Genomic DNA, 12319 nt, shown 5'->3' on the forward strand with positions numbered 1-12319 from the left:
TGCCGCGTCACGCAGGCAAGGAGGCTCGACTTATGTGCGGAACGACAGGAGGTGTCCGGCTGAGCGACCCCGACACGCCGGGGACAATCGTTTGCCGGGTGCTTCGCGGGTCGACACGTCCTGTCGAAATGCAGGTGAACCGACGGAGGGCGAGGGCGGCCAGGCGGGGGTCGGCGCCCAGGGGTGGGCTGATCAGGTGGCCGCGGGCGTGGCGGTGGATCAGCTTTTCGAAGAAGCCCGGGGCCAGGAGGTACGTCGCGACGGCGACTCGGCCCGGCGTGCGGGCCAGGACGGCCGGGAGGCGTTCGCCGACGCCTGAGAGATAGCCGACCTGCACCGGGCGATCGATGCGGCGGGACAGCATCCTGGCGGTCTCCGAGCAGTCGAGCAGGGCCCGCGGGTCTGACGAGCCGGCGGCGGCCAGTACGACGTGGTCGACGCGGGACAGGTCGCCCAGGCGATCGGCCAGGATGTCGGCGAGGACGGGATCCGGTCCGAGCGCAGCGGCCGCATGGACCTGCCCAGGGTAGCGATCCACCTCGGCCGCGACGTCGACGTACACGTGGTAACCGGAGCTGAGCAACAACGGCACCACGACGGCCTCGTTGCTGTCGGCAACCACTCGGCGCATCAGCTCGGGCAGCGCCGGAAGGTTGAGATCCACGAAGCCGAGCGAGATCGCTACCCCGGGAGCCTGGCGCGCCATCTCGCGCACAAGGTCGTGCACGACCCGGATCCCGCGCGGATCGGCAGTGCCGTGGGCCACCGCGACGAGGTCCGTCACGAAGGCACCCCGGCCGGTTCGACGGCCAGCCGGTAGCCGCGACGGACGACGGTGCGAACCAGCTCAGGACGGCCGACAGCCGTGCGCAGACGATTGACCGTCACCTCGACGGCGTGCACATCCTCCGCGCCCGGCAGAACCGCCAGCAGCTCAGGTCGAGAGACCACGTCCCCACCGGCCGCGACAAGCGCGGCCAGCACCGCCCGCGGCCCAGGCCCGAGCGGGAGTACGACGCCGTTCAGCACCGCCGCCCCACCGCGAATCACCAGCAACCCGAACTCCGTCTCGATCGAGCGAGCGTTGTCGTCGGTCAGCCGATCGGTGACGATCCGGATCAACGCGCCCAACCGGAACCGATCCGGCACCAGCGGCTCCAGCCCCAACGCCACAAACGGCCCCGCCGTCACCGGCCCCACACAGGCGTTCAGCACACGTCCCGTCCGCAGCGCCGACACCAACGCGTCGTACTGCCCGTTCAACGCCGCAGCATCAAGCATCGCCTGCGCACCCGGCGCCGACGTGTGTACGACGGCGTCCACGGTCCCCGCACAGATCTGCGAGATCATCCGCTCGACGACAACCGGATCGGGCGCCGGCCCCCAGCGATACACCTCCAGCCCGCGCACCGACGCCCCCGCCGTACGCAACGCGTCCTGCAACGACGGGTCCGACAAACCGTGCAGCTGTACGACGATCTTCCGCCCGTGCACGCCCTGCATACGCAACCACTCGACCACCTCGGCCGTCGTCTCCGACCGCGCCGACCAGTGCTCGACCAAACCCGCGGCCCGGATCGCGCCACGCGCCTTCGGGCCGCGGGCGAGGATCCTCGACTGCTCCAGCGTGCCCAGCAGATCAGCCGCCAGCCCCGCGGTGTCGGCCGCCTCGACCCAGCCCCGGAAGCCGACCGCGGTCGTGACCACGACGTCGTCCGGCGGGTTCGCGATCACCCGCCGGGTCGCCTCGATCAGCGCATGGTCGTCAGCGACCGGCACGATCTGCAGCGTCGGCGCGTGCAGCACCTTCGCGCCGCGCCGCTCGAACGACGCGATCAGGTCCTCCGCCCGCCGATGCGCGGTGATCGCGATCGTGCAGCCGCTGAGCGGCCCCGGCCTAGTCGCCACCGGAACCCACCACGACCTGACCGTCGACGACCTCGACCGGATACACCGGCAGCGAGACCTCCGGGTCGTCCAGGCACTCGCCCGTGCGCAGCGAGAACACCTGCTTGAACATCGGCGACGCGACCGTCGGTACGTCGCCGCGGCTGCCGACGATCCCGCGCGACATCACGTTCGCCCCGCTGAACGGATCCTGGTTGCCGAGGGCAAACACCTCGCCATCGTGGGTGCGGAACAACGCGACCTGCACGTCCCCGAGCAGAGCGGCGACACCACGCTCGGGGAGCAGTGCGTCGAACGAGCAGACCATCATCGGCGTACCTCCAATCGGGGGCCGGCCAGCAGGACCGGCTCCAGCTGCCCGCGTTCGGCCGGGCTGGCCGGGCGCGGCTGGCTGCGCTCGACCACGTAGCGCAGGTCGGCGTCGGGCTGGTCCGGCGCGTTCACGAACGACACGAACCGGGCCAGCTTCTGCGGGTCGTTCAGCGTCGCCTGCCACTCGTCGACGTACGAGTCGACATGCATGGCCATCGCGGCGTCCAGGTCGGCCGCGATCCCGAGACTGTCGTTCAGTACGACGTCGCGCACGTGGTCGAGGCCGCCCTCGAGCTCGCGCATCCACACCGCCGTCCGCTGTAGCCGGTCGCCGGTACGGACGTAGTACATGAGGAAGCGGTCGATCGCCCGGAACAGCTCCTCGTCGGTGAGATCGGACGCGAGCAGCTCCGCATGCCGCGGCGTCATCCCGCCGTTGCCGCCGACGTACAGGTTCCAGCCCTTCTCGGTCGCGATCACGCCGACGTCCTTGCCCCGGGCCTCGGCGCACTCGCGGGCACACCCGGACACGCCGAGCTTGAGCTTGTGCGGCGACCGCAGCCCGCGGTACCGCAACTCCAGCGCGATCGCCATCCCGACCGAGTCCTGTACGCCGTACCTGCACCAGGTCGACCCGACGCACGACTTCACCGTCCGCAGCGCCTTCCCGTACGCATGCCCGGACTCGAACCCGGCATCAACCAGCCGCTTCCAGATCGCCGGCAGCTGCTCGATCCGGGCACCGAACAGGTCGACCCGCTGCCCGCCCGTGATCTTCGTGTACAGCCCGAAGTCGCGCGCCACCTCGCCGATCGTGATCAGCCCCTCCGGCGTGATCTCACCGCCGGGGATCCGCGGTACGACGGAGTACGTGCCGTCCTTCTGCATGTTGGCCATCACGTGGTCGTTGGTGTCCTGCAGCGTCGCGCGCTCGCCCTCGAGGACGTGCCCGGCGGGGTCCAGGCTGGCCAGGATCGACGCCACCACGGGCTTGCAGATGTCGCAGCCGCGCCCGGTCCCGTGCCGCTCGACGATCTCGCTGAACGTCCGCAGCTCGGTGATCCGGACGACGTCGAACAGCTCGGCCCGACTCAGCGCGAAATGTTCGCACAGCGCCTTGCTGACCTCGACACCGGCCTTCGCGAGCTCGCTGTTGAGCAGGTTCTTCACGATCGGCAGGCAGGAACCGCACGACGTCCCTGCCTTCGTCCGACCGCAGACCGACTTGATGTCGCCGCAGCCCTCGTCGCGTACGGCGCAGCGGATCGTCCCCGCCGATACGTTGTTGCACGAGCACACCGGCGCCTCGTCCGGCAGCTCGAGCTGCACCGGCGCGGCGCCTTCCGGCAGCAGGAACGCGGCCGGGTCCGCACCGAGTTCGCGGCCGACCATCGGGCGCAACCCGGAGTACGCCGATGCGTCGCCGACCAGGATGCCGCCGAGCAGCGTACGGGCGTCGTCGGACAGCACGAGCTTCTTGTAGACGCCGGCCACCGGGTCGGCGTACACGATGTCGAGCGCGCCTTCGGTGGCGCCGAACGCATCGCCGAAGCTCGCGACGTCGACGCCGAGCAGCTTCAGCTTGGTCGACGTGTCGGCGCCGGGGAACGTTGCCTCACCACCTAGTAGGCGGTCGGCAACTATCTCGGCCATCGTGTAGCCGGGGGCAATCAATCCCCACACGCGGCCTTCGATACAAGCGACTTCGCCGATCGCCCATACGCCGGGCACCGACGTACGGCAGGCCTCGTCCACGACGACGCCGCCGCGCTCGCCGATCTCCAGGCCGGCCTCGCGGCCGAGCTCGTCGCGCGGGCGGACACCGGTCGCGAACACCACCACGTCGGCCGGCAGATCGGGGCCATCGGCAACGGCCATCGCCCGCGCCGCGCCTTGCGAAGTGAGCTTCACACGCTGGCACTGCGTCGCGGTCAGAACTTCGACATCCAGCCCCTCGATCAACCGGGACAGCGCCGAACCGCCGCCCTCGTCGACCTGCAACGGCATCAGTCGCGGCGCGAACTCGACGACCTTCGTCGCCGCATCCAGCGCCCGCAACGCGCCCGCAGCCTCCAGGCCGAGCAGACCGCCACCGACGACGACACCGTTGACCTGCTTGCCTTCGGACTTCAGCCGTTCGACGTACACGCGCAGCGCGGCGACGTCGTCGATGGTCCGGTAGACGAAGCAGCCCTGCGCGTCGTTGTTCTTCACGGGCGGGATGAACGCCGCCGAACCGGTCGCCAGGACGAGCTCGTCGTACCCGACCTGCTCGCCGCGCGCGGTCGTCACGGTCTTCGCCGTCGTGTCGATCGAGGAGATCCGGACGCCCTTGCGCAGGTTCACGGCCGGGTCGTCCCACAGGTCGGGGTCGCCGAGGGAGAGGTCCTGCGGGTCGCGGCCGGAGAAGTAGCTGGTCAGCGCGACCCGGTCGTACGGGAGCCGCGGCTCCTCGGCGAACACCGTGACGCGATAGGTGATGCCGGTGTCGCGTTGCCGCAGCGCCTCGACCAACCGGTGGGCGACCATGCCACCGCCGACCACCACAACGTGTTTGGCCTTCTTCAGCTCTGCCATCGTCGCCCTCCTGCTCGGGACTGGTTCGGTCTCGCCGCGCCGGAAGCGGTCGAGCAGTTCGCCGACGGCGCCGGTGCAACTGCCGCACCCGGTCGTCGCCCGCGTCGTGGCGGCGATGCCGTCGACACTGTCGGCACCCCCACGCCAGGCCGCCTCGATGGCAGCCCTCGTAACCCCGTTGCACCGACACACGGTCGGCATCTTCCTGGCCGGTACGGCGGGCGCCGTGAGCAACCCATCCGCATCAACCGGCGTCCCCCGGTCCGCCAGCAGCACGAGCTCCGCCGCCACCTCCGGCGCCCCCACCACCACGGCTGACCGGACCACACCGTCCCGCAGGACGGCCCGCACGTACCGCGAGCCATCCTCCAGCCGGACGACCTCGCCTACCTCGTGCATGTCGCCCAGCACAAGCACATCCAGCCCACCGGCTGTCAGCCGAAGGACCTCAGGCGGAACCACACCCGGCGTCTGCATGTGCTGAGCGCGGAGGTGACCAGCCAGGAGCTCGGCGTGGGACCATGCCGAGGCGACGGTTCCGGTAAGACGGCCGTCGACTTCGGCGCAGTCGCCGATTGCGTGGATGGTTGGGTCGTCGGGGCTGGTGAGGGTGTGGTCGACGACGATGCCGGTGCGGACTGTCAGGCCCGCGGCCAGCTCGGTTCGGGGGCGTACGCCGCATGCCACGACCAGCAGCTCGCCGTACACCTGCCGCCCGTTGCGCAGGTTCAGCACCCGGAAACGCCCGTCCCGCACGTCCGTGCCGTCGACAGTCGCGTTGAGCAGTACTTCGACACCCAACGCCCGCACCGCCCGCGTGACCTGCCGGCCGGCGGACGCCCGGATCGTCTTGTCCAGAAGCGTTTCCCCGTCGTGCACCAGTGTCACCGCGACCCCGCGCCCGCGCAGCGCACAAGCAGTCTCGACGCCGAGCACGCCGCCACCCAGCACGACCGCCCGCCGCGCCGAACCCGCCGCTTCCACCACCGCTCGGGCATCAACAACCGAACGAAGGCGATGAACACCCGCGACCGCCTCGGGCAGCACCGGTTCGGCTCCGGTCGCGAACACCAGCCGGTCATAGCCCCACTCGCGCCCCGCGGCATCAGTCACCACCTGGCGATCCCGGTCCACCGCCACAGCGGTGGCCACCGGTTCGCCACCCATCAACGGCTCGGCGCGGCCGGCGACGTACTCGGTCAGCCTGTTGCGGTTGTACGACGGCTCGTCGCCGAGCACAGTCACGTCGTACGACGGCAACAGCTCCGCCAGCCGCCGGCCGGCCATCCCGCCGCCGATGATCACCACCTTCATGCCGAGACTCCCGTCGCCGGTAGAACGGCGGCGGTGACTTCGACGGCACACGCCTTGAACTCGGGCATCCCCGATACCGGATCGAGCACATCGTTGGTCAGCTCGTTGACGGCCTCGGCCCCACCGAAGTGGAACGGCACGAACACCGTGTCCGGCCGTACGTCGGTGGTCACGCGCGCAGGTAGCACCATCGACCCACGCGTCGTACGCAACCGCACCGGCCGCCCGTCACCGATCCCCAGCTGCGCGGCCACCCGCGGATGAATCTCCGCGAACACCTCCGGCTCCGCCTCAGCCAACTCCGGTACCCGCCGCGTCTGTGCACCGCTTTGGTAATGCTGCAGCAGGCGCCCAGTCACCAGGTACAGCGGCGACTCTGCGTTGAGGTCGTCCGCCACCGGTCGATGGTCGACGGCCACCACGTGCGCGCGTCCGTCGGGCGTCGGGAACCCGTCCGCGAAGAGTCGCGGCGTACCCGGATGTCCTTCGTGCGGTACCGGCCAGAACAACGCCTCGCCGTTGTCCAACCGGTCCCACGTGATCCCCGAATAGTCGGCCCGCCCGCCGGCGCTCGCCCGCCGAAGCTCCTCGAAGACCTCAGCCGGATCGGTCGAAAACCCTTTACTACCGAGCCTTTCGGCCAGACCGGCAAACACAGCAAGGTCGCTCCGCACCTCGCCAGGAGGCGGTACGGCGGTACGTCGCCGCAGTACCCGTCCCTCGAGCGACGTCATCGTCCCGTCCTCTTCGGCCCACTGCGTCACGGGAAACACGACATCCGCTAGCAGCGCCGTCTCGGACGGCACCACGTCCGCAACCACCAGCAACTCCAGCGAAGCGAGCCGCTCGCGGACCGAGGCGAGGTTCGGCGCCGACACCAGCAGATTGCTTCCGTGCACCATGAGCGCCTTGGGTCCGTCCGCTTGCCCGAGCGAGTTGATCAGCTCAACCGCGCTCTTGCCGGGGCCGGGCAGATCGTCGACACCCCAGACCCGCATCAGATGCGCGCGCGCCGCCGGGTCGGAAATACTGCGATAGCCAGGCAGCTGATCCGCCTTCTGCCCGTGCTCCCGACCGCCCTGGCCGTTCCCCTGTCCCGTGATGCAGCCGTAGCCGCTTCCCAGTCGCCCGGGCAGCCCGAGCGCCAGCGCGAGGTTGATACAAGCAGTCACCGTGTCGGTGCCCTTGCTGTGCTGCTCAGCCCCACGCCCGGTGAGGATGTACGCCCCGGCGCCACCATGCACCGGAGCAGCAGAAGCCAGCACCCGCGCGGCCCGGCGGATCGTCGCAGCAGGAACACCGGTCACCCGCTCAGCCCGCTCCGGCCACCAGGAAGCCGTGGAGCGAATCAGCAAGTCCGGATCATCCACGCGCTCGGCCAGGTAATCCGTGTCCGCAAGGCCCTCCTGCAGGACCACGTGAGTCAGGGCAAGCACCAGGGCGAGGTCCGTGCCCGGCGTGGCCTGCAGGTGGACGCCGCCACCGTCTGCAGTGAGTCCGGCAGTGGCCGAGTGACGCGGGTCGACGACCAGAAGTCCACCCGAGTCCCGCACGCCTTGCAGATGCGCGATCGCCGGCGGCATCGTCTCCGCGATGTTGCTGCCGACCAGCAGAATCCCGCCGGCGCCGCCCAGATCCGCCAGCGGGAACGGCAGTCCCCGATCGATCCCGAACGCCCGGTTCGTCGCGGCTGCCGCCGACGACATGCAGAACCGGCCGTTGTAGTCCACGTTCGCCGTCTTCAACGCCACCCGGGCGAACTTCCCGAGCGCGTACGCCTTCTCGTTCGTCAGCCCGCCGCCGCCGAACACCGCCACCGCGTCCCGGCCGTGCGCCTCCTGCACCGACCGGATACGCGCGGCAACGAAGTCCAGCGCGGTGTCCCAGCTCGTCTCCACCAGTTCGCCCGCGGCATTGCGGATCAGCGGCGTCGTGAGCCGATCCGGCACCGTGAGTACGTCGGGAGCCGTCCAGCCCTTGCGGCACAACCCGCCTCCGCCGGCGGGGCGCACCTCCACGGCACCCGGTCGTGCGACCGGGTGCAGCGTGGTGGCGCACTGCAGAGCGCAGTACGGACAGTGGGTAAGGACAGAGCTCACACGCGCTCCTGGCTGAGGGGGCCGCCCTTGCGGAGGTAGCAGAAGTACGTCACCGCCAGGCAGAGCACGTAGAACCCGCAGAACACGTACAGCGCGGGGATCAGCGACCCGAAGTGGCTCGTCGACATCGCGAACCCGCGCGGCACCAGGAATCCGCCGTACGCACCGACCGCCGACGCGATCCCGATGCAGGCCGCCGCCTCGCGCCGCGCCCGGCCCGGGTCGTCCGGCGTCGTCAGCCGGAACACCGCCGGGATCATCCGGTACGTCGACCCGTTGGCCGCGCCGCTGGCGACGAACAGGACGAGGAAGCTGAGCAGGAACGCCGCGAAGCTGCCGGACTTCACCGACACGATCGCGGCCAGGATGCCCAGGCCCATCACCACGAACGAACAGACCGTGATCCAGGCACCGCCGACCCGGTCGGCCAGCTTGCCGCCGAACGGTCGCGCGATGGACCCGACCAACGCGCCGAGGAACGCGTAGTGCGCCGGCGTGATGTCCGGGAACGTCGTCTTGATCAGCAGCGGGAACGCCGCGCCGAAGCCGATGAACGACCCGAACGTACCGATGTACAGGAACGAGATCACCCAGGTGTGGGGGCGCTTCGCCGCGGCGATCGACGTACGGAACGAGGAGTTCGCCACCGAGAGGTTGGCCATCACCTTCCACGCCCAGAACGCGGCCAGCACAATCAGCGGCAGCCACATCAGCCCGGCCCGGTTCAGCGACAGGCCCGCCCCGGCGACGATCACGATCGGCACCAGGAGCTGGACGACGGCGACGCCGAGGTTGCCGCCGGCTGCGTTGATGCCGAGCGCGAAACCCTTCTCCTTCTCCGGGTAGAAGAACGAGATGTTGGTCATGCTGCTGGCGAAGTTGCCGCCGCCGACGCCCGCGGTCGCCGCGACCAGCGCCATCAGCCAGAACGGCGTGTCCGGCCGCGTCATGAAGTACGACAGCCCGACGGTCGGGATCAGCAGCAGCAGCGCCGAGAAAACCGTCCAGTTCCGCCCGCCGAACCGCGGTACGGCGAACGTGTACGGCAACCGCAGCGTCGCGCCGACCAGACTCGGCAGCGCGACCAGCCAGAACAGCTGGTTGGTGTCGTAGCCGAAACCGGCCTTGGGCATCGACACGACGACGATGCTCCACAGCTGCCAGACGGAGAAGCCGAGGAACTCGGCGAAGATCGAGGGCCACAGGTTCCGCCGCGCGATCGCCCGGCCCTTCCCGGCCCAGAACGTGGCGTCCTCGGGATCCCAGACGTCGATCCAGCGTCCGCGCCGCGGCGCCTCGACGGTCCCCACCGCGCCACGGGCGTCTGTGGTGGTGACGGTCTGCGGTCCTGCCTCGAGCGTCATCGCAAGTCTCCGATCATCCGACCTCATCGATTAGGCCTGGACGTTATGACCGGGGTGTTTCCGCGTAGTCATCTTGTTGTTACGCCGCCGAAACGGCTCCCGCACACCCGCTGTGGGGTGGTGAGAGATCTTGGGTACTGTGCCGAGCGTGAACCGATGGGGATGGCGGGCGGCGATTGCCGCAGTACTGATCGGCTGGCTGGTGCTGGGCGCCCTGGGCGGTCCGGCGGTGGGGAAACTGAGCGAGGTCCAGCAGAACGACAACGCCAACTTCCTCCCGAAGCAGGCCGAGTCGACGCTGGTGGCCAACGAGTCGGCGAAGTTCGTCGACTCCAAGGCGCTGCCGTACTTCGTCCTGATCGAGCGCGAATCCGGGATCACGCCGGCGGACCTGGAGGCGGCCAAGGCGTTCATCGCCCGGATCCCGTCGCTGGACATCGGCGACGGGAAGAAGCTGGGTTCCTATCTGACCGCTCCGGTCGGCGCCCCGATCCCGTCGGAGGATCACAAGGCGCTGCTGATCACCATCCAGACGAACGGCGACCGCGCCGACGAGGTGGTCAAGCAGGGCACGACCGTGCTGTACGCGGTCGCCGACACGCTGCGAACCGACATCAAGCAGAACCTCACACCGACCGGTCTGCAGGTCTACGTCACCGGACCGGGCGGGGTGTTCGCGGACTTCGTCGTCGCGTTCAGCGGGATCGACGGGATTCTGCTCGGGGTCGCGCTGGCGGTCGTGTTCGTGATCCTGCTGATCGTCTACCGCAGCCCGATCCTGCCGATCGCGGTCCTGCTGACCGCGGTCTTCGGCCTCGCGCTGGCCGCGCTCGTGGTGTATCCGCTCGCGAAGAACGGCGTACTGCAGCTGAACGGCCAGAGCCAGGGCATCCTGTTCATCCTGGTGGTCGGCGCCTCGACCGACTATGCGCTGCTGCTCGTCTCTCGTTACAAAGAGGAGTTGCACGACTACGAAAGCAAGTTCGAGGCGATGCGGGTCGCGTGGCGGGCGTCGATCGAGCCGATCGCGGCCAGCGCGGCGACGGTCATCCTCGGTCTGCTGTGCCTCCTGCTTTCCCAGCTCGGCAGCACGAAAGGCCTCGGCCCGGTCGGCGCCTTCGGGATCGCGGGCGCGTTCATCGCGGCGATGACGTTCCTGCCCGCGATCCTGCTCGCGTTCGGCCGGCGGATCTTCTGGCCGTCGATCCCGCGGGTCGACCACGTCCACTCCCGCGACCAGGTCGGTGGCAAGCGTCTCTGGGGCCGCATCTCCGGGCTGGTCGGCCGGCACTCCCGCCGGGTCTGGGTGATCAGCGCGCTGGCGTTGCTGGCGTGCGCGGCGTTCCTGCCGACGTTCAAGGCGAGCGGGACCTCGCAGGAGGACCTGTTCCTGAACAAGGTCGAGTCGGTCACCGGGCAGGAGGAGCTGGGCAAGCACTTCGACGCGGGTGCCGGTACGCCGGTGCAGATCCTCACGCCGGTTGCGCAGGCGGACCAGGTCGTACAGACCGCGTTGAAGGTCGACGGTATCGGGGAGGCGTCCGCGTCGGTGGCTCCCGGCGTACCGCCGAAGGTTGTCGACGGCAAGGTGCTGGTCCAGGCCACGCTGAAGGTGCCGGCCGACTCGCCCGAGGCCACGAAGGTCGTGAAGCATCTGCGGTCCTCGCTGGATGCCGTGAGTCCGGACATCCTGGTGGGCGGCAACACCGCGATCAACCTCGACGTCCTGGACGCCGCGCAGCGCGACCTCCGGGTGATCATCCCGACGATCCTTGCGGTGATCTTCGTCGTACTGATGCTGCTGCTGCGTTCGCTCGTCGCCGCCGTACTGCTGGTGATCGCGAACGTGCTGTCCTTCGGCGCGACCCTCGGGGTGAGCGCGCTGATGTTCAACCACGTCTTCAAGTTCCCCGGCGCGGATCCCGGCATCCCGCTCTACGCGTTCGTCTTCCTGGTTGCCCTAGGCATCGACTATTCGATCTTCCTGATGACCCGCGTGCGCGAGGAATCCCAGGAACACGGCACCAGACCCGGCATCCTGATCGGCCTCGCCGTCACCGGCGGCGTCATCACCTCAGCCGGCGTGGTCCTGGCCGCCACCTTCTCCGCCCTGGCCGTCCTCCCCATCCTCTTCCTCGCCCAAATAGCCTTCATGGTCGCCTTCGGCGTCCTCCTCGACACCACCGTCGTCCGCTCCCTCCTGGTCCCCTCCCTGGCCCACGACATCGGCCCCCGAGTCTGGTGGCCCAGCAAACTCGCCAAGGAAAGCCAGGAGAGCGCCACTCAGACGAACCCGATCGAGCAGAAATAGAAGAAAGAAGGCTCTTCCGAAGTCCCGGGGAGCCTGAAGAAGGACAGCGAAAGAGGGTTTAGAGTCATGGCTGGCTCCGGCGGTCGACCGGAGGTTTGCCTGACCACCCCGGACCAGCTTTCCGGAACATACCTGCCAGTGAGCGCAAGCATCTTTCCGGACAGCGACACCTCGGCCGGATGCGGATGCGGATGCGGATGCGGATGCGGATCACGTTCGCGGACTCGTACAAGCTCGGCAACTGGATCGACGCCGACGGCTTCCCGGCCACAGCACCACCGGCCCTCATCTCCTCAAAGGCTTCTGAATAGCCCTCAGAGTGGTGACTGGCTTCGGCGGTCGACCGGAGGTTCGCCTGCACGCCGTTGCCAAGTCAGGGCAGACCTCCAACCAGGCTCGACCACGACCGCATGGGCACCGGCGGGCCCTACTCG

8 protein-coding genes are annotated in these 12319 nt (G+C 69.2%); 2 read left to right on the plus strand and 6 right to left on the minus strand.

Annotated features, from left to right (window positions below; all coding sequences use genetic code 11):
- Window positions 1-7: 7 nt before the first annotated feature.
- Genes ABT313_RS05165 through ABT313_RS05190 form a run of 6 tightly spaced genes read right to left on the minus strand, consistent with a single transcriptional unit; the run spans window position 8 to window position 9574 of the window.
- The gene (locus ABT313_RS05165; RefSeq protein WP_350848842.1) at window positions 8-784 is read right to left on the minus strand and encodes a sirohydrochlorin chelatase; all 777 of its coding nucleotides are present in this window, start codon (window positions 782-784) and stop codon (window positions 8-10) included.
- The gene (locus tag ABT313_RS05170) at window positions 781-1908 is read right to left on the minus strand and encodes a uroporphyrinogen-III synthase (protein ID WP_350848844.1); all 1128 of its coding nucleotides are present in this window, start codon (window positions 1906-1908) and stop codon (window positions 781-783) included. The genes ABT313_RS05165 and ABT313_RS05170 overlap by 4 nt, the downstream gene beginning before the upstream one ends.
- On the minus strand, window positions 1898-2218 hold the full coding sequence (nirD, locus tag ABT313_RS05175) for a nitrite reductase small subunit NirD (RefSeq protein ID WP_350848846.1): 321 nt from the start codon (window positions 2216-2218) through the stop codon (window positions 1898-1900). Before nirD ends, ABT313_RS05170 begins: the two co-directional genes overlap by 11 nt.
- Window positions 2215-6111: a nitrite reductase large subunit NirB gene (gene nirB, locus ABT313_RS05180; protein ID WP_350848848.1), complete on the minus strand. Its 3897-nt coding sequence runs from the start codon at window positions 6109-6111 to the stop codon at window positions 2215-2217. The genes nirD and nirB overlap by 4 nt, the downstream gene beginning before the upstream one ends.
- On the minus strand, window positions 6108-8210 hold the full coding sequence (locus ABT313_RS05185; protein ID WP_350848850.1) for a molybdopterin oxidoreductase family protein: 2103 nt from the start codon (window positions 8208-8210) through the stop codon (window positions 6108-6110). Before ABT313_RS05185 ends, nirB begins: the two co-directional genes overlap by 4 nt.
- Entirely contained in the window at window positions 8207-9574 is a 1368-nt protein-coding gene (locus ABT313_RS05190) for an MFS transporter (RefSeq protein WP_350848851.1), read from the minus strand. The genes ABT313_RS05185 and ABT313_RS05190 overlap by 4 nt, the downstream gene beginning before the upstream one ends.
- A gap of 148 nt (window positions 9575-9722) precedes the next feature.
- Here ABT313_RS05190 and ABT313_RS05195 point away from each other — a divergent pair, with 148 nt between their 5' ends.
- Both ABT313_RS05195 and ABT313_RS05200 read left to right on the plus strand, forming a co-directional pair.
- The gene (locus ABT313_RS05195; protein WP_350848853.1) at window positions 9723-11885 is read left to right on the plus strand and encodes an MMPL family transporter; all 2163 of its coding nucleotides are present in this window, start codon (window positions 9723-9725) and stop codon (window positions 11883-11885) included.
- 179 nt (window positions 11886-12064) lie between these two features.
- Entirely contained in the window at window positions 12065-12196 is a 132-nt protein-coding gene (locus ABT313_RS05200; protein WP_350848855.1) for a hypothetical protein, read from the plus strand.
- Window positions 12197-12319: the final 123 nt, after the last annotated feature.

Origin of the sequence: Kribbella sp. NPDC000426 (assembly GCF_040300265.1) — a bacterium.
GTDB lineage: Bacteria > Actinomycetota > Actinomycetes > Propionibacteriales > Kribbellaceae > Kribbella.